20 protein-coding genes are annotated in these 22,082 nt (G+C 64.6%); 10 read left to right on the plus strand and 10 right to left on the minus strand.

Annotated features, from left to right (window positions below; all coding sequences use genetic code 11):
- The first annotated feature begins 49 nt into the window (after positions 1-49).
- Positions 50-661: a TetR/AcrR family transcriptional regulator gene (locus QP512_RS08860; protein ID WP_286071758.1), complete on the plus strand. Its 612-nt coding sequence runs from the start codon at positions 50-52 to the stop codon at positions 659-661.
- On the opposite strand, the gene QP512_RS08865 is transcribed toward QP512_RS08860, so the two are convergent.
- Both QP512_RS08865 and QP512_RS08870 read right to left on the minus strand, forming a co-directional pair.
- Positions 658-2,604 carry an EAL domain-containing protein gene (locus QP512_RS08865; protein WP_286071759.1) on the minus strand — a complete coding sequence of 649 codons (1,947 nt, stop codon included), beginning with the start codon at positions 2,602-2,604 and terminating at the stop codon, positions 658-660. The genes QP512_RS08860 and QP512_RS08865 overlap by 4 nt on opposite strands.
- Positions 2,605-2,699: 95 nt before the next feature.
- Positions 2,700-3,416: an SDR family NAD(P)-dependent oxidoreductase gene (locus tag QP512_RS08870; protein WP_286071760.1), complete on the minus strand. Its 717-nt coding sequence runs from the start codon at positions 3,414-3,416 to the stop codon at positions 2,700-2,702.
- 220 nt (positions 3,417-3,636) lie between these two features.
- On the opposite strand from QP512_RS08870, the gene QP512_RS08875 reads away from it, so the two are divergent.
- The 4 genes from QP512_RS08875 (at position 3,637) to QP512_RS08890 (ending at position 7,252) form a co-directional block, all read left to right on the plus strand.
- Positions 3,637-4,440, plus strand: a complete 804-nt coding sequence (locus QP512_RS08875; RefSeq protein WP_286071761.1) for an APH(3')-II family aminoglycoside O-phosphotransferase — start codon at positions 3,637-3,639, stop codon at positions 4,438-4,440.
- A gap of 83 nt (positions 4,441-4,523) precedes the next feature.
- Positions 4,524-5,114 carry a TetR/AcrR family transcriptional regulator gene (locus QP512_RS08880; protein WP_286071762.1) on the plus strand — a complete coding sequence of 197 codons (591 nt, stop codon included), beginning with the start codon at positions 4,524-4,526 and terminating at the stop codon, positions 5,112-5,114.
- Entirely contained in the window at positions 5,111-6,145 is a 1,035-nt protein-coding gene (locus QP512_RS08885) for a heparan-alpha-glucosaminide N-acetyltransferase domain-containing protein (protein ID WP_286071763.1), read from the plus strand. Before QP512_RS08880 ends, QP512_RS08885 begins: the two co-directional genes overlap by 4 nt.
- 99 nt (positions 6,146-6,244) lie before the next feature.
- Positions 6,245-7,252: an aminoglycoside phosphotransferase family protein gene (locus tag QP512_RS08890; RefSeq protein ID WP_286071764.1), complete on the plus strand. Its 1,008-nt coding sequence runs from the start codon at positions 6,245-6,247 to the stop codon at positions 7,250-7,252.
- A 182-nt stretch (positions 7,253-7,434) separates the two neighbouring features.
- On the opposite strand, the gene QP512_RS08895 is transcribed toward QP512_RS08890, so the two are convergent.
- The 8 genes from QP512_RS08895 to galE all read right to left on the minus strand — a co-directional run bounded on the left by QP512_RS08895 (position 7,435) and on the right by galE (position 15,287).
- Positions 7,435-8,322, minus strand: coding sequence for a DMT family transporter (locus tag QP512_RS08895; protein ID WP_286072015.1), 888 nt, complete (start codon positions 8,320-8,322; stop codon positions 7,435-7,437).
- Positions 8,323-8,354: 32 nt separating this feature from the next.
- Positions 8,355-9,416 carry a UDP-N-acetylmuramate dehydrogenase gene (gene murB, locus QP512_RS08900; RefSeq protein ID WP_286071765.1) on the minus strand — a complete coding sequence of 354 codons (1,062 nt, stop codon included), beginning with the start codon at positions 9,414-9,416 and terminating at the stop codon, positions 8,355-8,357.
- Between the two features lie 8 nt (positions 9,417-9,424).
- Complete coding sequence (locus tag QP512_RS08905) at positions 9,425-10,480, minus strand: quinone-dependent dihydroorotate dehydrogenase (protein WP_286071766.1); 1,056 nt, start codon at positions 10,478-10,480, stop codon at positions 9,425-9,427.
- Positions 10,481-10,488: 8 nt separating this feature from the next.
- Positions 10,489-11,259: a class I SAM-dependent methyltransferase gene (locus QP512_RS08910; protein ID WP_286071767.1), complete on the minus strand. Its 771-nt coding sequence runs from the start codon at positions 11,257-11,259 to the stop codon at positions 10,489-10,491.
- A 5-nt stretch (positions 11,260-11,264) separates the two neighbouring features.
- Positions 11,265-11,549, minus strand: a complete 285-nt coding sequence (locus QP512_RS08915) for a DUF4190 domain-containing protein (RefSeq protein ID WP_164136699.1) — start codon at positions 11,547-11,549, stop codon at positions 11,265-11,267.
- A 159-nt stretch (positions 11,550-11,708) separates the two neighbouring features.
- A complete protein-coding gene (locus QP512_RS08920) occupies positions 11,709-12,518 on the minus strand; it encodes an SDR family oxidoreductase (RefSeq protein WP_286071768.1) in 810 nt (269 codons plus the stop codon).
- 40 nt (positions 12,519-12,558) lie between these two features.
- Positions 12,559-14,091 carry an aldehyde dehydrogenase family protein gene (locus tag QP512_RS08925; protein ID WP_286071769.1) on the minus strand — a complete coding sequence of 511 codons (1,533 nt, stop codon included), beginning with the start codon at positions 14,089-14,091 and terminating at the stop codon, positions 12,559-12,561.
- Between the two features lie 158 nt (positions 14,092-14,249).
- Positions 14,250-15,287: a UDP-glucose 4-epimerase GalE gene (gene galE / locus QP512_RS08930; RefSeq protein WP_345783112.1), complete on the minus strand. Its 1,038-nt coding sequence runs from the start codon at positions 15,285-15,287 to the stop codon at positions 14,250-14,252.
- 371 nt (positions 15,288-15,658) lie between these two features.
- Here galE and QP512_RS08935 point away from each other — a divergent pair, with 371 nt between their 5' ends.
- The 5 genes from QP512_RS08935 (at position 15,659) to QP512_RS08955 (ending at position 22,034) form a co-directional block, all read left to right on the plus strand.
- On the plus strand, positions 15,659-17,083 hold the full coding sequence (locus QP512_RS08935) for an undecaprenyl-phosphate glucose phosphotransferase (protein WP_345783113.1): 1,425 nt from the start codon (positions 15,659-15,661) through the stop codon (positions 17,081-17,083).
- A 152-nt stretch (positions 17,084-17,235) separates the two neighbouring features.
- Entirely contained in the window at positions 17,236-17,670 is a 435-nt protein-coding gene (locus QP512_RS08940) for a low molecular weight protein-tyrosine-phosphatase (RefSeq protein ID WP_286071771.1), read from the plus strand.
- A 57-nt stretch (positions 17,671-17,727) separates the two neighbouring features.
- Complete coding sequence (locus QP512_RS08945; RefSeq protein WP_286071772.1) at positions 17,728-19,941, plus strand: polysaccharide biosynthesis tyrosine autokinase; 2,214 nt, start codon at positions 17,728-17,730, stop codon at positions 19,939-19,941.
- Between the two features lie 97 nt (positions 19,942-20,038).
- Positions 20,039-20,788: a WecB/TagA/CpsF family glycosyltransferase gene (locus QP512_RS08950; protein ID WP_286071773.1), complete on the plus strand. Its 750-nt coding sequence runs from the start codon at positions 20,039-20,041 to the stop codon at positions 20,786-20,788.
- Positions 20,789-20,951: 163 nt separating this feature from the next.
- Positions 20,952-22,034 carry a hypothetical protein gene (locus QP512_RS08955; RefSeq protein ID WP_286071774.1) on the plus strand — a complete coding sequence of 361 codons (1,083 nt, stop codon included), beginning with the start codon at positions 20,952-20,954 and terminating at the stop codon, positions 22,032-22,034.
- Positions 22,035-22,082: the final 48 nt, after the last annotated feature.

Below are 22,082 nucleotides of genomic sequence, written 5' to 3' on the forward strand. Positions count from 1 at the left end.
ACTGGCAAGTGTAAAATGGGCGCATCCGTTCAGCTATCCGGTTTCCGCCATGTCCCGTGTCCCGCAACGCCTGACCGACCGCAAACGCGAAGCCATCGTGCGCGCGGCGGTGGAGGAGTTCCGCGCCTCGGGCTACGAGGCGACCAGCATGGACCGCATCGCTGAGGTTGCCGGGGTCTCCAAGCGCACCGTCTACAACCACTTCCCGAGCAAGGAAGCGTTGTTCTCGATGATCCTGGAGGAGCTGTGGGAGCGCAGCGTGGCCAGCGATACGTTGCCGTACCGGCCTGACCAGACCCTGCAGGCGCAGTTGCTGCAGCTGGTAGGGCAGAAGCTTGAACTGCTCAGCGATGCCAATTTCATTGATCTGGCGCGGGTGGCGATGGCCGAGATCATCCATTCGCCGGAACGCGCGCAGGCCATCGTCTGCCGCATGGGCGAGAAGGAAAGCGGCGAGAGTGCCTGGATCCGCGCGGCCATCGCCGATGGCCGGCTGCGCGAGGTCGACCCGGAATTTGCCGGCCACCAGCTGCACGGCCTGGTGAAGAGCTTCGCGTTCTGGCCGCAGGTAACGATGGGGCAGGCGCCGTTGACTGTGCAGGAACGTGCACGCGTGGCCGAGTCGGCGGTTGCGATGTTCCTGGGCTTCTACGCAGTCTAGTTGGCGGCGAAACGACGGAACTCGTCGGCCGGCAGCGCTGCCGAGTACAGATAGCCCTGGCCGACATCCACGCCCAGTGCACGCAGTTGTTGTTCCTGCGCCAGGGTCTCGGTGCCCTCGGCCACGACAACCGCACCGCAGCGGTGCGCGACTTCGACGATGAAGCGCACGATCGACTGCGACTTGGCGTCGGACAGCGTGGCGATCAGCGCCTGCTCGATCTTGACCTCGGCAATGGCCAGCTGCGAAAGCAGGATCAGGGTTGAATAGCCGGCACCGAAATCATCCAGCGACAGGCTGACCTCGGCCGCCAGCAACTGTGCGATGTTGGCATCGACCACGTCGCGCTCGACGATCTCGGTCCATTCGACAATCTCCAGGCGCAGCATCGCGCCAGGCACATCGTGCAGCTGCAGCAGTTCCTGCAGGCGCTGGCCAAAGCCAGGCTGGCGCAGGGACTCGGCGGAAACGTTGACGGCAATGGTCAATGCTGTGGCATCAGGCCGGCACTCCTGCATGAAATGGATGGCCGACTGCAGCGTTGCCCATTCCAGCTCGGCCAGCCGCCCATGACGGCGCAACAGCGAGATCACCCGCATCGGCGCGATCAGCCGGCCCTCGCCGTCGCGCATGCGCAGCAGGGCCTCGGCGCCGACCAGCCTGCGATCCTGCAGGCGATGCTTGGGCTGGTAGCACAGCGGCGCATCCCCCTGCCGCAACCAGCGTTCGAGTGAGTGCTCGATCAGCGCGTCGATCTCGCTGTCGCGCTGGATCGGGTCATCGAAGAACACCACGCCCGATTCGACCGCGCTGAGCGCCAGGGTGATCGCGCGGAACGGCAAGTGGCCGTCGTCTGCAGCGGTGGGGGGCTTGAGTTCCACCACCGCGCAGCGGAACACCGGGCGGAAACCGGGCCAGTCACGGCCGACCCGATCGGCCAGGTTGCTGGCCAGCTCGGTGATCTGCGGCTGCATGCGCAGTTCGGACAAGCTCAGATCGCGTACCAGGATCGCCAGCGCGGCGTCGCCGAACTGATGGATCTCCAGCTGTCCGGTCGGCAGTGCGGGCAGCAACCGGTGCACCTCGTCGGTGGTGTCGCGCTGCCACAGGCCGTTGTCCTGCAGAGGACCGTAGCGCAGGCGCAGATCGCGCAGGTTGCCCATCTCGGCCACGATCAGGCAGGCCTTGCCGATGCCGTCGTTGTCGCGCCAGAAGTGCTGCAGGCGTTCGCCGAGCGCGCGCATGTTGGGCAGGCCACTGATCGGATCGATACGCAGCCAGGCCTGTTCGCGTTGGCGCTGCACGTCGATCTGCGCATCGTTGTAGACCAGTGCGAACACCGCGCCCAGCATCAACAACGACAGCGGCAGCGCCAGCAGCCGCTGGATCGCCAGCGCTTCCACCGGCAGCAGATCGGCGCCGATGATCGCCACGCCCAGCGCCAGGCCGAACGCGGTGACAGCGATACGTACGCCCCAGGCCTGCAGGATCATGCGCAACGAAAGTTCGTTGAGCATGCGTGGGTGCAGGTGCCTGCGCAGCCAGACACCTGCCATCATCTGCAGTGCGGCCTCCAGGCCAGCAGGCAGGAAGTACAGCGTGCCGGCGAACTGGTAGCGGGCCAGCAGGCTGGCGCCGAGGCAGGTCAGGCCGCCGCGCCAGCCGCCAAGCAGGCCACTGACCAGCAGGATGTCGAAGCCCAGATGGAGCTTGACCACGCCTTGCGTATAGCGGGCCACGAACCAGGAATTGAACAGGTAGATCAGGCCCAGCGCTACGCCTACGTACAGCCGGCGGCCTTCAATGGCGTGGCCGGCGCGACGGGTGGCGATCAGCAGCACGCCGATCATGCCGATCACCGCCGTGGCCTGCAGCAGGTACAGCGGCAGGCTGGGCAGGGCGCCGTCCAGGACCTGGGCCGCAACCCGTGAAAGCGCATCCATAGCAGGTTCCCGCCTGTGACCGACGGCCAGTGAGGAGCAGGGTAAACCACGGCCGCCTGTGCGGCCACCGCGGGTACCCTGTGCTGCCCATGGGGTCAGTAGCGCGGGTCGGCGATGGCGGGCAGTACCAGTTCACGTACGAAGCCGGACGGCGACAGCTGCAGCAGCGCACGCACCATGGTCACCACGTCGTGTACCGGCACAAGTTCGCCATCGCCGCGTGCTGCGGCCTCCGCTACGGGAACCGACAGTACGTCGTCGGTGTTGAGGTAACCCAGCTGCAGGCTGGTCACGGCCAGGCGGCGGTCACGGAAGCACTCGCGCAATGCATCGGCAATGCCGCTGAGTGCGAACTTCGAGGCACCAAAGGCGACTTCCGGGCGACCGCTGCGTGGCAACGCCGAGGTCGAACCGGTCAACACCAGTTGCGGGCGCGGTGCGCCCAGGACGCGCGGCAGCAGGCGGCGCAGCAGCATCAGGGTCGCGGTGATGTTGACGTCGATCAGCTGTGCGAGGGCACTATCGGATTCATCGAGGAAGGCGTAATCGTCGCTGAAGGCGTTCGCTTCCCAGATGCCCAGGTTGTGGATCAGCACGTCGATATCGACCGGTGCCTGCGCCGCGATATGGTCGGCGGCCAGGGTTGGTTGGGCCAGGTCGGCCTCGATCCACTGCAGGGTGACGCCCGCGGGGCATTGGATGTCGCGCGGGCGACTGCGGGAGACGCCGACAACGGTATCGCCGGGTTGGCACAGGCCTTCAATGAATGCCCGACCCAGGCCCCTGCTGGCGCCGATGACCATCAACTTCATGTTGCTTCCTTGTCGTTGGGACTTGCAGCGGCTGCTGCTGCCTGTACGGGGCCGGCTACTGTGGACGGCGCGCGGCGATTCGTCCATTGCGTGCGCGTCGGCGTACTCATTCCGTTCAGCGCGGTGCCACGCCAGCCGCACCTTTGCAGGGAGGGACGCGGACCGGCAGGGTGCGCGACAATCGGCAGTGCTATCCACTGGCTTGGGGCGTTGAATGCACATGGACGAAAACGAAGCGGTCCCCTGCGGGATGCAGCTGCCGCAGGCATGGCAGGAAATGCTGACCGACGCCTGCATCGAACGGCAGTCGATCGGTGTGTCGCGCGCGGATGTCGCCCGCGTGCATCGACCGGGCCAGGCGGATGCGTTCCTCAAATCGGAAGTGATCGATGCCTTCAGTGAACTGGGCGATGAGATCGACCGCCTGCGCTGGCTGCAGGCGCAGGGACTACCGGCGCCGACCGTGATCGCCACGATCGAGGAGGGCGGACGGCGCTGGTTGATGATGAGCGCGCTGCCCGGCCGCGACCTGGCCTCGTCACCGGAGCTGGCGCCGAGGCAGGTGGCAGATCTGCTGGCTGACGCACTGCGCGGCCTGCATGCCGTGCCTGTAGCCAACTGCCCGTTCGACCAGCGGTTGGCATCGCGGCTGCAGGCCGCACAGGCACGCGTCGAGGCGGGGCTGGTCGATGCCGATGACTTTGATGAAGAGCGGCTGGGCCAGAGCCCGCAGCAGGTTTTCGCCGAGCTGCGCGCTACCCAGCCCGCTCATGAAGATCTGGTGGTCAGTCATGGTGACGCCTGCCTGCCCAACCTGATAGTGGCCGATGGGCGGTTCACCGGCTTCATCGATTGTGGCCGGTTGGGCGTGGCCGACCGCTGTCAGGACCTGGCCCTGGCCGCGCGCAGCCTGGTCCACAATTTCGGAGATACCCGCTGGGTAGTGCCGCTGTTCCAGCGCTATGGCTCGATTCCTGACGAGCGGCGCTTGGCGTTCTATCGATTGCTCGATGAGTTCTTCTGAGGCTGCAGACGGGCTGAACGCTTGCCTGCCGGTGTGTGGATGCGTCCTTCAAAATGCACGAACGTTCGTTCACTATTTACGCCATGAGCCGAACCGACCGCAACGAGCGACGCATCGCGCAGATCCTGCAGGCCGCCCTGCAGTGCTTCCTCGTCAAGGGATTCCACCAGACCAGCATGCGTGACATCGCGCAGGCGGCCGGTGTCAGCCTGGGCAATCTCTACAACCACTTCCCGGGCAAGGAAGCGATCATCCTTGCAGTGGCGGTGGCCGAGAGCGAAGAACTGGCACCGTTGCTGCAGCGACTGGCCGCGTCCGATGGCGAGCGTGCACAGGTACTGGTTTTCCTTCAGGACTTCCACGCACTGTGCCGCCAGCCGGAATGGGCGACGCTTGCCGTCGAAGTGCTGGCCGAGAGCGCACGCAATCCGGCCGTGGCCGAGGCATTTGCGGCCAATCGCAGGCAATTGCAGGCGACGCTGGCCGAAGCCCTGCAGCAGGTGGCACAGCGCGAACGTCGGCGCCCCGTGCTTGCAGCGCCACTGCAGGCGCAGGTGCTGCTGGATGCCATCGAAAGCGACGCGCTGCGTCGGGGGCTGGGCGAAGCCGGTGGCACCGATGAGGCATCGCTGGATCTTGGCCTGCTCGCGCTGCTGCTCGGGGCACGCGCATGAGCGCTGTTGATCGGCGGTTGCACGGGCTGGACCTGGCGCGCTATCTGGCGCTGGCCGGCATGGTGCTGGTCAACTTCCGCCTGGCGATGGCCGTGCCGGCAGAGGGTGAGGGCTGGTTGGCAGGGTTCTTCCATCTGCTGGAAGGCAAAGCCTCGGCGACATTCGTCACCCTGGCCGGTCTTGGCCTGGTGCTGGCCACGCAGCGGCAGGGTTGGTGGCCAGCCAGTGTGCAGACCTGGCGGCGCGCACTGTTTCTGATGATCCTAGGCCTGCTCAACCTGACTCTGTTCCCGGCCGATATCCTGCACTACTACGCGGTGTATTTCGCGTTGGCCGTGGTGTGGCTGCGTGCGTCGCCGCGGGTGTTGCTGGCCAGCATCGTGGGCCTGGCGGCCTGTTCGTTCTGGGCGTTGCTGCACTGGGACTACAGCCAGAGATGGAACTGGCAGACGCTGGAGTATGCCGGCCTGTGGCAATGGCCGGGCGCGGCCCGCAACCTGCTGTTCAACGGTTTCCATCCGCTGCTGCCGTGGCTGTGCTTCTTCCTGCTGGGGATGCTGCTGGCACGCCTGCAGCTGTCACAACCGCGGGTGCAGCGTGCACTGCTGGTGCTGGGCGTGCTGTTGATCGGTGCCGGCCAGGGCGTGCAGCATCTTGCGCAGGGAACGCCATGGCAGGCATGGCTGGGCACGCAACCGATGCCGCCAGGCCCCGCCTACGTGCTGACCGGAGCGGGCGCGGCCTGCAGTGTCATCGCGGCCTGCCTGTGGCTGACACGGGTACATCCGGGCGACTGGCTGGAGCCGTTCACCGCGGCCGGGCGCATGACCCTGACCCTGTACGTCGGCCACATCCTGCTGGGCATGGGCACGCTGGAAAGCCTGGGCCTGCTCGATGGCAGTGCATCGCTGGCGTCGGTGCTGCTGTGGGCACTGCTGTTCCTGATGCTGGCGACGGGTGCGGCATGGCTGTGGTCGTGGCAGTTCGCGCGCGGCCCGCTGGAGGCGGTGATGCGGCGCATCGCAGGCTAGTTCTCTGCTCGTGCCGAGGCGATGTTGTGACGGACATGTCTGTGTCGTGGCGATTGCATCTGCGATAGTGGCGGCAGGTAACACTTTCCGCTTGCATCCATGTCATTCGCTTCGGCGCAGCATCTCGGCGAAGTCCTGCAACAATCCTATGGCATTACCGCCACCGCTGTGGTGCCGCGCCCGGTGGGCGCCGACGCCAATGCCAGCGTGTATCGCGTCGACGCGCGCCACGGGCAGTGGTGGCTGAAATGCCGCACGTACCAGGTTGCTCCGGCGGTATGGGACAGCCTGCACTGGCTGCGCGGTACGCTGGACATCGAAGAAATCGTTGCACCTTGGCCGGCACTGACCGGCGGCGCCTCGGTGCAGCGTTGGGGACTGCAGTTCACGCTGTTTCCTTACATCGAAGGCCAGTCCGGGTTCGAGGCGGCGTTGAGCCATAGGCAGTGGCGACGCCTGGGCGAGGTGCTGCGGCGCCTGCACGCGGCGCAGCTGCCGACCGAACTGCAGCGAGCGCTACCGACCGCGCGGCTGGAAACTGCTGCACTTGAGACCGTTGGGCAGTGGCTGGCTGGCGAGGGCCTTGCGGCTGCAAAGGATGGGCTGGGCCGTGCATTCGTTTCCGTATGGGACCGGCAGCATGCGCGTATCACGGCGCTGCACGCGCAGGCACTGCAGCTGCACGCGGCATTGCAGGAGGTTCCGGTTGACCTGCACCTGTGCCATACCGACCTGCATGCCGGCAATCTGCTGATGGGCAATGACGGCGGCCTGCACCTGATCGATTGGGATGGCCTGTCGCTGGCCCCGCGTGAGCGCGACCTGATGTTCATCGGTGCCGCGGTTGGCGGGCGCTGGGGACGTGAGAATCCGCTGGGCTTCGAGGAGGGCTATGGCAGCGACCGCGGCGACCCGCGCTGGATCGCGTGGTACCGGCACTGTCGCATTCTGCAGGACCTGATCGAGTTCCAGCAGGTGCTGCTGGGCAGCGACGGTGAGGAGCGTTCGCCGCAACTGCGCAGGCAGTCGCTGCACTACCTGGGCGAGCAGTTCGCACCGGGCAATGTGTTCGATGCGGCGGAGCGGGTGTATCGCGCGCTGGGTTAGTTCCCGGGCCGTTGCCAGGATCGCCCGGGTTGCCAGGATCGCCCGGGGTAGAGTCGACTGTTAGTCGACTGCTTTTCGATTGGACCAGGCAATGCCCGCACTGCGCGCGATAGTCGACTAACAGTCGACTCTACCCGCAGCCTGTCCGTGCACGACCCATGGGTTGTCCATGCAGGTGGTTTTCATTCTGCGGGCTTGACCGCTGCCGAGGCTGCGGCGCTGGCGGCACGCCGCGACAGTACGGCTTCGCGGTGGGCGATGTAGGCGTTCGCGGCGAGGATGATGCCGGCGCCGATGAGCGTCCAGCGATCCACGCTTTCGTTGAACAGCAGCCAGCCGAGCAGCGTTACCAGCGGCAGCTGCAGGAAGCTGATCGGGGTTAGCGCCGAGACTTCGCCGAGGCGCAGCGCCCGCGTCCACAGCAGCTGGCCTACAGTACCGAGCACACCCGTGGCCAGCAGCCACAGCCAGGCGATGCCGGTCGGCCAGACCCAGACGAACAGCGCTGGCACCAGCGACAGCGGCACCCAGAACACGTAGGTGTACAGCACCACGGTGTCGGCGCTGTCGACGCGGGTCAGCTGCTTGATCTGGATCGCCACCAGTGAACTGAGCACGGCGGCCGCCACCGCCACCAGGCTGCCCGCGGTGAAGCCGGCGGTACCGGGTCGCACGATCACCAGCACGCCGATGAAGCCGACCACCACTGCGGCCCAGCGCCGCACGCGCACGGTCTCGCCCAGCCACAGCACGGCGGCAATCGTGACGAACAGCGGCGTGGAATAGGACAGCGAAACCGCCTGCGCCAAAGGCAGGTGGCCCAGCGCCCAGAACGCGCACAGCATCGAGCCCAGGCCAATCGCACTGCGCACGAAATAGCGTGGCGCCTGCTGGGTCTTGAGCGGCGCGTGGCCCGGGCGCAACAGCATCGGCAGCAGGGCCAGCAGGCCAAAGGCGTTGCGGAAGAACGCCACTTCCTGGGTCGGAACGTAGCGCGTGGCATAGCGGATCGCCACCGCCATCAGGCCGAAGGCCATCGTGCTGCCGAGCATCAGCAGCGCCGCCCGCATCGGGGTGGCGCCTGTGGAAAGGGCAGGGGTGTTCACCACTGGGCGCCGAGCAGGCGGGGCTCCGGTTCGATCGGTACGCCAAACTTCTCCAGCACCGAGGCCGAGATGCGGCGTGCCAGTGCCAACAACTCCGCACCGCTGGCATTGCCATGGTTGACCAGCACCAGCGCGTGGCTGGCGGCCACGCCGGCATCGCCTTCGCGGAAGCCCTTCCAGCCACAGGATTCGATCATCCACGCCGCCGAGACCTTGCGCTTGTCATCCTGCTCGGCCGGGAACACCGGCAGGTCGGGGAAGTGCTGCAGCAGCACGTCGACCTGTTCCAGCGGCAGCACCGGGTTCTTGAAGAAGCTGCCGGCGTTGCCCAGTACATCCGGGTCGGGCAGCTTGCGGCGGCGGATCGCGATCACGGCATTGGCCACGTCGACTGCGCTCGGCAGCTCCACGCCCTGTGCCTGCAGTTCCTCGCGGATGCCGGCGTAGTCCATGCGCAGATCGTGCAGCAGTGGCAGCTTCAGTTCGATGGCGGTGATCAGGTAGCGATCGGGTTGCTGCTTGAACACGCTGTCGCGGTAGGCAAAGCCACACTGTTCATTGTCCAGCCGTACCCAGGCCTGTTCCTGGCAGTCCCAAGCTTCAACAGCCTGGATGAACTCGCCGACCTGCGCGCCATACGCACCGATGTTCTGGATCGGCGCGGCACCGGCCGTACCGGGAATCAGCGCCAGGTTCTCCAGGCCGGACAGGCCTTCCTGCAGCGACCACATCACCAAGCCATGCCAGGACACGCCAGCACCGGCACGGATCACCGCATGGTCGGCGCGGTGTTCAAGGAAGCTGATGTCACGGTTGCCGAACACCAGCAAGGTGCCGGGCAGGTCCTCGGCGATCAGTACGTTGCTGCCGCTGCCCAGCACCAGCAGTGGGCCGTTGGCCACTTCCGGCAACGCCAGCACTTCCGGCAGCAGGGCCGCGTCGTGCAGTTCCAGCAGCTGGGCTGCACTGGCCTGCACGTGGAAGGTGTTCAGTGCCTGCAGCGGTGCATTGCGGGTGAGCGACCAGCGCAGCGGCGCGGCGTTGTCGGTGGTATCCATGGGCGCGCTCACAGCGGGGCCACCGCGCCGCGGCTCGGCGCTTCGCGACGGCGACGGATCGCCTCCACGCATTCGGAGACCAGGGCAGGGCCACGGAAGATCAGGCCGCTGTAGCACTGCACCAGTGCTGCACCTGCGGCCATCTTGGCCACGGCGTCTGCACCGGAGAGGATGCCGCCGACGCCGACCAGCGGCACCGATTCGGGCAGGCGCGCGCGCAGTCGGCGCAGCACCAGCGTCGACTGCTCCAGCACCGGCGCACCGGACAGGCCGCCAGCCTCGTTGGCCAGCGGATCGCCGGCCACCTTGCTGTGGTCGATGGTGGTGTTGGTGGCGATCACGCCGTCCACCTGCAGTTCGCCCAGCACGCGTGCGGCGGCATCGATGTCGCGCTCGCTCAGGTCCGGCGCCACCTTCACCAGCATCGGCACACGGCGACCGTGCTGCGCCGCCAGGGTTTCCTGGCGGTCACGCAGCTGGCTGACCAGATGGCGCAGTGCGGTCTCTTCCTGCAGCTCACGCAGGCCGGCGGTATTGGGCGAGGAGATGTTGACGGTGATGTAGTCGGCCAGCGGATACACCTTGTCCAGGCAGGCGATGTAATCGTCCACGGCCTGTTCGTTGGGGGTGTCCTTGTTCTTGCCGATGTTGATGCCGAGCAGGCCGCGACGGTTGCGCGCGCGTTCGACATTGCGCACCAGCGCATCCACACCCGCGTTGTTGAAGCCCATGCGGTTGATGATCGCGTTGTGTTCCGGCAGCCGGAACAGGCGCGGCTGCGGATTGCCGGCCTGCGGGCGCGGGGTGATGGTGCCGATCTCGACGAAGCCGAAGCCCAGCGCGAACAGGGCATCGATGTGCTCGCCGTTCTTGTCCAGGCCGGCAGCCAGGCCGACCGGATTGGGGAACGTCAGCCCGAACACGGTGCTCGGCATCGGCGCGATGCGGGCGGCCAGCAGCGGCGTGGTGCCGGTGCGGTAGGCCAGGTCCAGTGCGGACAGGCCGAGGCCGTGGGCGCGCTCGGCGTCGAGCGAGAACAGGAAGGGGCGGGCAAGCGAATACATGCGTCGGTTCAGTCCAGCGTGCCGAGGAAGGCTCGGGTTCGATATTCAAAGGCGACCTGGCCGTCGACCGCGTGGGCGGCGAACAGGTCCTGCAGGGCGGCGATCATCGGCGCATGGCGCGGGTGACCGGGTTGCGGGGCATAGGAGGAGGACAGCAGGCGCCCGCGCAGGGCGTCGAAATCCAGATGCTGCACATTCGGCAGCTCCACCCTGCCGCGCAGGCCGGAGCCGAACCAGGCCTGCATGGTGGCGTCGTCCTGGTAGCGCTCGGCCACGGCGGTGTAGTCGGTGCCGTAGTCCAGCAGCAGCTGCTCGTAGCCGACCAGGAACGGGCTGGCGTCGAGCAGGCGCGAGTTCCAGTAGATCAGTGCCATGCCGCCCGGGCGCAGGATGCGCCGCCACTCGGCGCGCACCGCCACGGTATCGAACCAGTGGAACGCCTGCGCCACGCTGACCAGGTCAACGCTGGCATCGTCCAGCCCGGTGGCCTCGGCGCGGCCATCGACTGCGCTGAAACGTGGATACTGCGGCGCGAGCCATTCCTCGGCGGCGCCGCGCATGGCCGCATTCGGTTCAACGGCAACCACCGGATGGCCGCTGGCCAGGAACAGGCGGCTGGAGATGCCGGTGCCGGCGCCGATGTCGGCGACCACGGCCTCGTGGCTGACGCCCATCGGGCCATGCAGCCACTCCAACAGAGCGTGCGGGTAATCGGGCCGGTAGCGGACGTAATCGGCGACGCGGCTGCTGAAGCGTTCAGTGCTGTCGGAGGCGGTCATGGCGATCAGTTCGACATCGCGGCGAGCCAGGCCAGGCCGCCGAAGAACAGGATGAAGACCAGGATGGCGGCGATCACGGCACCGACCATCACCCAGCCCAGCACCAGGCCGGTGACGGCAAGGCCATCGCCTTCCAGTTCCTGCGGGCGACGGCGGATCTCGGCGCGGGCCATGTGGCCGGTGACGATGGCCACGATGCTGGCCACGAAGGGCAGGACGGTCCAGCTGGCGATGCCCATGACCAGGCTGACCACGGCCAGGGCGCTTGTCTGTCGGGGTGCCACGCTCATCGGGGTCCTCCTTGGCAGTGTGCACATGATAGTGCCTCTGCCCGGGCAATCCCATGGGCAGTGCCCGGTAGAGCCAAGCCCATGCTCGGCTGGACCCTGGACAATGCGGTGTCGACCGCGCCTCGCGCGCTAGCCGAGCGTGGGCTCGGCTCTACAGGGTCAGCCCATCAATACTTGGCCACCGTCCACATTGAGCACATGGCCGGTGATCCAGCGTGCCATCGGCGAGCACAGGAACAGGGCGGCGTCGGCAATCTCGCGCGGGTGGCCGAAGCGGCCGAACGGGATCTTCGCCAGGGTGCCGTGGTAGAGCGCGGGGTCTTCGGTGCGGCGGCGGTCCCACAGGCCGTCGTCGAATTCGATGGAGCCGGGTGCGATGGCGTTGACCCGGATCCGGTCCTTGGCCAGCGCCAGTGCCTGCGAGGTGGTGTAGTGCGACAGCGCGGCCTTGGCGGCAGCGTAGGGTGCGCCACCTGGGCGTGGCTGCTGTGCGGCGATCGAGGACAGGTTGAGGATGCAGGCATCGCGGGATGCCCGCAGCCACGGCAGTGCCAGGCGCGAGGCCCGTACCGCCGCCATCAGGTCGATCTGCAGGCTGGCGGCCCAGCCATCCTCGTCATCGGCCATGCCGTAGCCAGTGGCGTTGTTGACCAGCACATCGATGCCGCCAAGTGCATCGGCAGCGGCCTGCAGCCAAGCCTGGATCTGGCCGACGTCGGCCAGATCGGCGGAGACGGTATGCAGCGGAGTGCCCTGGGCTTGCGCGTCGGTACGCAGGGCATCCAGGCCGGCCTGGCCTCGCGCGCAGGCCGAGACCTGCGCACCGGCGCCAGCAAACGCCAGCGCCATTTCACGGCCGATGCCCTTGCTGCCGCCGGCGATGAGCACGCGGCGGCCGGTGAAATCAATCACCGGCCTGCCACCCTGTAGAGCCGAGCCATGCTCGGCTGCATTTGCTGCGGTGTTCATGGCCCGTCCTGCCGAGCATGGCTCGGCACTACAGATAGCGTTACAGGTCGAACTTGATGCCCTGGGCCAGCGGCAGCGAATCCGAATAGTTGATGGTGTTGGTCTGGCGGCGCATATAGACCTTCCACGCATCCGAACCCGACTCGCGGCCACCGCCGGTGTCCTTCTCGCCACCGAAGGCGCCGCCGATCTCCGCACCGGACGTGCCGATGTTGATGTTGGCGATGCCGCAGTCGCTGCCGGCGGCCGACAGGAACTTCTCGGCGGTCTTCAGATTCTGGGTGAAGATCGACGAGGACAGGCCCTGCGGCACGCCGTTCTGCATGTCGATGGCTTCGTCGAGGCTGTCGTACGGCATCACGTACAGGATCGGCGCAAAGGTCTCGTGCTGGACCACGGCATCGCTGTTCTTCAGGCCCGAGACGATCGCCGGCAGTACGAAGTTGCCGGCGCGGTCGATGCGGGTGCCGCCGGTTTCGATGGTGCCGCCAGCGGCCTTGGCCTGGGCGATGGCATCGAGGAACTGCTGCACGGCGGCGTCGCTGTTCAGCGGGCCCATCAGGTTGGCGGGATCGGTCGGGTCGCCGATCTTGCCCTCGACCTGCTTGTAGGCCTTGACCAGGGTGGCCAGCACGTCGGCGTAGATCGAGCGGTGCACGATCAGGCGGCGGGTGGTGGTGCAGCGCTGGCCAGCGGTGCCGACGGCGCCGAAGACGATGCCCGGCACGGCCAGCTTCAGGTCGGCGGTTTCGTCCAGGATGATGGCGTTGTTGCCGCCCAGTTCCAGCAGGCAGCGGCCGAGGCGGCGCGCGACCTTCTCGTTGACGGTGCGGCCGACCTGGGTCGAGCCGGTGAAGCTGATCAGCGGCACGCGGCGGTCATCGACCATCTTTTCCGACAGCGCGGTGCCGGCATCGTTGATCAGGAAGAAGATGTCCGGGAAGCCGGCTTCGCGCAGGGCGTCGTTGCAGATCTTCAGCGAGGCGATGGCGGTCAGCGGCGTCTTGTTGGACGGCTTCCAGATGCACACGTCGCCACAGATGGCGGCCAGGAACGAGTTCCAGCTCCACACCGCGACCGGGAAATTGAAGGCCGAGATGATGCCGACCAGGCCCAGAGGGTGGTACTGCTCGTACATGCGGTGGCCGGGGCGCTCGGAATGCATGGTGTAGCCGTACAGCATGCGGCTCTGGCCCACGGCGAAATCGGCGATGTCGATCATCTCCTGCACTTCGCCATCGCCTTCCGGCTTGCTCTTGCCCATTTCCAGGGCGACCAGCGAACCCAGCGCATCCTTGTGCTTGCGCAGCGCTTCGCCGCACAGGCGCACGGCTTCACCGCGGCGCGGGGCCGGCGTGGTACGCCAGACCTTGAAGGCTTCCTGGGCGCGGGCGACGACGGTCTCGTACTCGGCCTCGGTGGTCGCGCGGACCTGCGCGATCGGCTCGCCGGTGGCCGGGTTGACCGGGGTGATCAGCTCACCGCTGGTCGCGCTCGACCACTCCCCGTTGCCCAGGTACGTGCCAGCGTTGATCGCGTCCAGGCCAAGGGACTTGAGCAGCTCGAAAGACATGCAGACTCCTGTGTTTCGTTACGTTGTTTGGCGCCATCGCGGGCAGGTGGGGGACGCGATGAACAGAACCGCCGATGGTAGCAGAGGGTGGTGGTGGAGCTTTGGTGCGGTGCGGGGTGGAACCGCACCGATAGGCCATCCCTATGCGGGGTGCCTGTTCAGGCTGGCAGCGCTTCGTCCACGCTGCGCGCGGTGTCAGGAATGGCCGGCTGTGGCGACCATGCGGGCGGGTTTCGATGCCACTGCCACGCGCTCTCGATGATCGGTGCCAGCTCGGTCCATCTGGGGTGCCACCCCAGCAATTGGCGAGCGCGGGTGGAGGAGGCGACGAGGCTGGCTGGATCGCCCGGCCGGCGTTCTGCCAACTCAAATGGAATGCTGCGCCCGCTCACCTCTGCGGCAGCGGCGATGACTTCGCGGACAGAGAAGCCCTGACCATTGCCGAGATTGAATGCATGCGCGCCGGGCGTGTGGTCCATGTACTCAAGAGCGAGCGCGTGGGCCTGGGCCAGATCCTGCACGTGTACATAGTCGCGTACGCAGGTGCCATCGGGCGTGGCGTAGTCATCGCCGAACACCTTCATGGCGTTGCCGATGCCCAATGCGGCACGCAGGACATTGGGGATCAGGTGGGTCTCGCAGGCATGGGCCTCGCCAATGCCGTGGTCGGGCAGGGCGCCAGCGGCATTGAAGTAGCGCAGACAGGTCGAGCGCAGGCCGTAGGCTGTGGCTGCGTCAGCGAGGATCCGCTCTGCCATCAGCTTGCTGGCGCCATAGGGGTTGATGGGCGCCTTGGGGTGGTCCTCGTCGATCATATCCGACTCTGGATTGCCGAATACCGCAGCGGTTGAAGAGAACACGATGCGATCGATGTCGTGGCGGCGCATGGCCTCCAGCAGGTTCAACGTGCCGGTGACGTTGTTCGCGTAGTAGGTATAAGGAGCGCAAACCGATTCGCCCACCAGAGAACGTGCGGCGAAGTGCATCACAGCGTCGAAATGACGGCCTTGGAGTGCGCGCTCGAGTGTTTCGGGGGCCAGTAGATCGGCTTCCAGCAGTTCACCCCAGCGGACCGCGTCGCGGTGACCGGTGGATAGGTTGTCGAGCACGGTTACGGAATGGCCGGCTTCGGCCAGGTACTGGGCCATGTGGCTGCCGATGTAGCCGGCGCCGCCGCAGATGAGGATGTCCGACACGCATCGTCCTTGTTGCAGAACCGGTTGCGAGTCTACCAGTGGTGATGAATCCGGGGCCGATCCTAGCGGCGGACGGATGCTGCTTGTGACGCAAAATGACGCAATTAGACACAGCCAGGCGCATTTAAAATTATTAATATTTTCAATTGCTTGGGTCGAATTCTACGACTAGGGCGGGGATTCTGCCGACCGAGGTTCCTATCTTTTGCTGCAGACATCATTCACAATTCAGTTACGCCTGATTGACAAACCTCTGACAATTTCGTGCTGCGTGGGGAGTCCATGCACGTGAAAGCGAACAATTCAGCGTTCGGTCGAGTCGTGAATGGAGAAGTGCTTTGCTACATGGATCAGTAGAAGACCTCCCCGCAGTGCGGGCCCCAGCGGGCCGCCGTCGCGTAGAAGCGCGGGCTGCCCTCGAGTTGGGCTTGCGGCTGGGCGATGTGTTGCTGCTGCCGGGCATGGCAGTGCTTTCCCATGCCCTGTTGTACGGTGCAGCTGCGCCGGACTCCTCGCAGCGAATCGTCTTTGGGGCGGTGATTCTCAGCGCCATAGTGTGCTTCTCCGTTGCGCCCTTGTATCGGAACTGGCGGATGCGCGGGTTGCTGGCCGACCTCTGGTTGCTGCTGCTGGCTTGGTCCGCCACCTTCGCGTTGTTCTCGCTCTACGCCGTCGTGGTCGGGCTTGCCGATGCGGTGCCGTCGACCTGGCTGATTGGCTGGTATGCCTTTGGCCTGGGGTCGATGGCGGCGCTGCGTGTGCTCCTGAGGGTGCAGCTGCACCGGCTGCGTTCGCGCGGCATGGATCATGAGCGGATCCTGCTGGTGGGGCTGCGGGCCCCGGCATTGCGGCTGCATCGCCTGCTGCGCGGGAAGCCGGAACTCGGCAAGAACGTCATTGGCTACTTTGCCTGCGCGGGCGATATCGCGACGCGCCGTGGGGGGGACGCCCCGTGCCGACTGGGGGGGCTGGAAGACGTTCCGCAGTACATGGATCAGTATCGCGGCGAATTCGATCAGGTGTGGGTGTCGCTGCCAATAGGGCATGCTGGCGCCATCAAGGACATGCTCAAGCAGATCGAGCGTTTTCCGGTGCCTGTGCGTCTGATTCCCGATACCACGGGCCTGGGGGCGCTCAATCCCGGCGTGCATCAGGTGGGGGATGTGCCGATGATCGGCGTCCGCCAAGGCCTGACGGATCATCGTTTCCGGCTGTTCAAGCGGGTCGAGGACATCATCGTTGCCGGCACAGCGGTGGTCTTGCTGGCGCCGTTGTTTGTCGTGCTCGCCATTGGCGTGAAGCTCAGCTCGCCGGGGCCGGTGTTGTTCCGTCAGAAGCGCCATGGGCTGGGCGGCAAAGAGTTCTGGATGCTCAAGTTCCGCTCCATGCGCGTGCACGCGGAGGGGGCGGGGCAGATCACCCAGGCAACGCGGGGTGATCCGCGCGTCACCCGGTTTGGCGCCTTCCTGCGCCGCAGCAGCCTGGATGAACTACCGCAGTTCTTCAATGTGCTGGGCGGGAACATGTCGGTGGTCGGGCCGCGCCCACACGCGATACAGCACAACAACTACTACGAGCGCGTGATCGAGCGTTACATGCATCGTCACTACGTCAAGCCCGGGATCACCGGCTGGGCGCAGGTGCACGGCCTGCGCGGCGAGACGCCGGAGCTGCGCTCGATGAAGAAGCGCGTGCAGTACGACATCGATTACATCCGGCGCTGGAGCCCGACGCTGGACGTGCGGATCATTGCGCTGACCGTGCTGAAGGTTCTAGGCCAGAAGTCGGCGTATTGAGGTGGTTGGTGTCCGGAACTGCGACGTAATTCCATGAATCTGTTGGCGATTTCATCGCTTGTAATGCGCTTGTAAGGTATCCTGTGCGGCTGCCGCCGGCCCTTGTTGCTCTGGTCGGGCGCGCCGCAAGGAATGCCATAGGATCCAGGTCAGTGTTCAAGAACGTTCTTTTTGTATGTGTCGGCAATATCTGCCGCAGCCCTTCGGCTGAAGTCATGCTCAGGCAGGCCGTGGCAGGCAAGGGCATCCAGGTGTCTTCGGCGGGCCTGGGCGCGCTGGTGGGGCACGGCATCGATGCTACCGCACAGGAGTTGCTGGTGGAGCAGGGCATGGATGGGTTGGCCCACCGCGCGCGCCAGATTGATGACGCCATCCTGGGAGCCGCTGACCTCGTGCTGACCATGGAGCGCAAGCACGTGCGGCGCATCGCCGAGATCGCGCCGCAGGCGTCCGGCAAGACCTTCCTGCTGGGCAAGTGGCAGCAGGATCGGGAGATTCCCGATCCGTATCGCCAGCAGCGTCCCGCGTTCGAGCATGTCTACAAGCTGATGGCTGAGGGCGTGGACAGTTGGGCGCGGCACTTCTGAAGTCCGCTGCGAATTCCTGTTCTGCAACTCTTTTCCCGCATTGAAGATTCCCAATCCATGACCACTGAAGCCCGTACCTCCGCGCCGGAAGACAGCGACGAGATCGATCTGCGCCAGCTGCTTGGAACCTTGATCGACTACAAGTGGTGGATCGTCGGCATTACCGGCCTGTTCTTCGTGGTCTCGGTTGCATACGCGCTGCTGGTTACCCCCGTCTATCGTGCAGATGCGATCATTCAGGTGGAGCCCAAGACGCCAAGCCTGCCTGGGCTTGCCGATATCAGCCAATCACTTGGCATGAGCACCGGTGCCGTCGAGGCAAGCACGGAGATCGCCCTGATCAAATCCCGCGCGGTCGTAGGGCACGCTGTCGAGCAGCTGAGGATGCATATCCAGGTCGTGCCAGAACGCTTCCCGGTCCTGGGTGGGTACATGGCGCGCCGCGCAGAAGCTGTCGATCCCGACGTGTTGGCAGCCCCGCTGCTGGGTATGTCGCGTTTTGGTTGGGGCGGAGAGGCGCTTGAGATATTCCAGCTCGACGTCCCGCGCCATCTCCTGTCCAGGGAGCTGACTCTTGTTGCCGGTGAACACGGTACCTACCAGTTGCTGGATGGGCACGGTGACCTGCTAGTGTCCGGCGTCGTTGGAAAGCCGGCCAGTGGGCGGGGAGTAACCCTGCAGGTGGCGAAGCTGCGGGCCAACCCGGGCATGAGGTTCGAGGTGGTCCGCGAGAGGCTGCTTACCGTAGTGGGTGATCTGCAGAAGGAAATTGGTGCGAGCGAGTCCGGCAAGGAGTCGGGTATTCTCGCACTCACTTATGAGAATACCAATGCGGATCTGGCGAAGAATTTTCTACAGAGGGTCGCGGAGGCATACGTGCGTCAGAACGTTGACCGCAACTCCGCTGAAGCGTCCGCGCAGCTGGCCTTCGTCAAGGAGGCGCTGCCCAATATCCGCAATCAGGTTGATACTGCGCAGAAGACGCTGAGTGCCTATCAAACCCGTGCCAACTCGGTTGATCTGACCCTTCAGACGAAGGGCCTGCTGGACCAGGAGGTCGCGGTTGAGACGAGCATTCAGCAGTTACGATTGCAGCAGGCTGAGATGGATCGCAAGTTCACCCGTGATCATCCTGCTTATCAGGCGCTGATGCGCCAGATTGGCGAGCTGGAAGGGCGCAAGAGCGGCTTCCAGGGGCAGGTAAAGCAGCTTCCCGAAGCGCAGCAGGAATTGTTGCGTCTGACCCGGGATCTGCAGGTCAGCAATGAAATGTACACCGCAATGCTCAATCAGGCGCAACAGCTTGACGTTGCCCGCGCTGGCACTGTCGGAAACGTTCGCGTCGTGGATACGGCCGAGGTGGATTCGACAACGCCTGTTCGTCCGCGCAAGACGCTCGTTGTGCTTGTCGGAACGGTCCTGGGTGCATTGCTTTCGATTGCTCTGGTGCTGCTGAAGCAGCTGCTCAATCGCGGCGTGGAAGATCCATCGCAGATTGAGGAGCTGGGTCTTCCCGTGTACGCATCGATCCCGGTGAGTGTGCAGCAGCAGGGTGATTCCGTCCGCGGCAAGTTCCGGGCAGATGGAAAGCTGCATCTGCTGGCGGTGAAGGATCCGGCTGACCTGGCCATTGAGGCGGTGCGCAGCCTGCGTACAAGCCTGCACTTCGCACGGCTGGAGGCCAAGAACAATATCGTGCTGATCTCGGGCGCCAGCCCGAATGCGGGCAAGACGTTTGTATCGTCGAATCTGGCCGCTGTGATCGCTCAGGCCGGCCAGAAGGTTCTGATTGTTGACGCTGATATGCGCAAGGGCACACTTCACAAAGCGCTGGGCGCAACCCAGATGCCGGGCCTGTCGGATCTGCTGGTCGGCAAGGCGGATTGTTCCGACGTCGTGCGCACGCTGCCGGGTCTCGAGAACTTGAGCTTCATCTCTCGTGGTGACGTTCCGCCGAACCCCTCCGAGCTGCTTATGCATGCCAATTTCACGCGGCTTCTCGAGGATCTGGCACCGCAGTACGACCTGATCATCGTTGATACGCCCCCGATTCTTGCCGTTACCGACGCCGCGATCATTGCCCATCACGCCGGCACCTGCTTGATGGTTGCCCGTTTTGGCCTGAATCAGGCAAAGGAACTGGCGCTGGCCAAGCGTCGATTCGAGCAGAACAACGTGCGCATAAAAGGCGCCATCTTCAACGCAGTCCAGCGCCGTGCAACTGGCTACTACAGCTACGGCTACTACGAGTACAAATCGACTGCCGCATAGGGTTCTTCAAGCTGGGGTGCGAGGTACATTGCCCTGTGGAGCAACTGCTGGCACCCGCCCTGTGGGTGATCAGGCTGATACTGGTGTGGTGCGCGTGATGAAAAGTAGTGATTCGCTCCGTCTGTTGCGCGAGCTCCTCCTGCACAGAAACAAGGACTGGCGACAACACAATCCGGATCGCGATGGTTGCGTGCTGGTCACGTTTGTGAATCCCTTGACCGTGCATGTCCTAAATCAAGCGCCGGGGTATGCAGAAGTCCTCGGAAAGTTTGATCTCATCCAGCCAGATGGGGGGCTGCTCGCACGGCACGCAACGCGCGTCCTGGGTTTTCCGGTAGCGCGTCGGTCATTTGATGGAAATTCGTTGGCGCCGGAGGTCTTCGCACATTGCGTAACCAATGGGCTGCGTGTTGGCTTCATAGGTGGTGTGGATGGCGTTGCCTCTGCGGCGTCGGGGCGCATCCAGGATGCATTCGGCATGGACGTGAAGTACACGAGGTCCGGCTTCTTCTCAGCAGCAGCAGAGGTTTCAACGTGCTACGACGAGATCATCTCCAACGGGGTTGATGTCGTGGTCTGCGGAATGGGGGCGCCATATCAGGATCGTTTTCTTGTTGGTCTGAAGGAAGCTGGCTGGCGGGGCTTGGGCTTTACCTGCGGCGGCTATCTTGATCAGGTTGTGGATTCCGGCATCGAGTACTACCCGGCGCTGGTCAACAGGCTGAACCTTCGCGCGCCCTACCGGCTGATCCGTGAGCCTCGACGGCTGTGGCGACGATACCTCCTGGAGTACCTGCCCTTCATGTGGGCGGATCTGGCCGGTCGCCTGTCCAGAACACAACGATAGGCATGCATAGAAGAATGAAGTTGAAGCGATTGATTCCCGTCGCAGCTCAAGCGGAGTGCGGGGAACAATGAGGGTTTCGAGTGCGGGCTCGGGCGTGAGCAGGTCAGCGCTTGCCTCGAGGATGTCGTCCTGGTCACTGATTGCACTTGCAATCGCTGGTCTGATGAGTCCGTTCTCCTACAACATGCTGCCCGCGGGCGGCATGCTTGAGATCGTGTTCTTCCTCACGGCTCTCGTGGTGGCTCGTCTGCCGCGAAAGAACATGATCTGGCTCTTCCTGCTGGCAGGTCTATACGTGGTGGTCTCGTTCGCTCTCATGCGGGTGTCGCGCCCAGCGAACGTACTGGACTTCATCCAGGCCTACAAGGCATTCATCTACATCGTTCCGCTCTGCATGTTCGTCCGGTCCGGGGTCTTCTCTCCGGCGGCGTCTGCACGCCTGCTGAAGCTCCTGATCGTTCTGTTCCTGATCAAGTACGGCTACTCGCTTGCATTGGATTTCAACGCCCGGATGGGGAGCCGGCCAGGCATCTATGTTGAGAACAATTACGAACTGATATTCCTGATCCTGGTCTTCTATGTGCTTCGCAACGCACTCGGTCCGCGTCGAATGCTCTGGCTCGCATTGCTGTCCGTGCTGGTTGCAATATCCGGATCGCGGAGCTCGGTGCTGGCGCTGGTCGTGATGTTCTTCGGCATCTACATGACGCGGCTCAGCCTGAAAACCTTCTTCTATGCATTGGGGTTCATTGTCCTTCTCGCCGGAGCGGCCCTGGTCTTTGTCGAAAGGTCTGCGGGTGGCGGCGTCGAAGATATCGACAGGTACAGGTTCCTGATGGTTTTCCTATCCGAGACCAGCTCCTGGTCAATCTGGAACTATGCATTCGGGACGATGCCGCTGACGCCTCTCTCGACCCATGCCTGCAATGCACTCTCCTACTATGAAACGCTGTTCAGCTTCTCCGGTGACGGCAGCTGCTACTCGGTGATTCTGCATTCGTACCTGCTTCGAGCGCTCTTTGATCATGGCGTGCTTGGTCTGCTCTTCCTGCTCTTCTTCATTGGCAGGTCGCTTCGTGTGAGCGGGTACAGCAAAGTCGATGTCCTGGTTGTGCTGGGAGTAATTCTGAGTTCTGCCGTTTCAGTATCGGCAATGAACAGCATCTTCGTAAGCCTTGGGCTGATGCTTGCGTTGGGGATGCGTAGAGAATCCGCGCCCTTGTCTCCTGCAGCGAATGGGCATTGATGATGGTTCTCTGCGTTGTCCGTGAGGTGGCATTGGTGGGAGAGGCGC

The organism is Stenotrophomonas sp. 57, assembly GCF_030291075.1.
Classification (GTDB): domain Bacteria; phylum Pseudomonadota; class Gammaproteobacteria; order Xanthomonadales; family Xanthomonadaceae; genus Stenotrophomonas.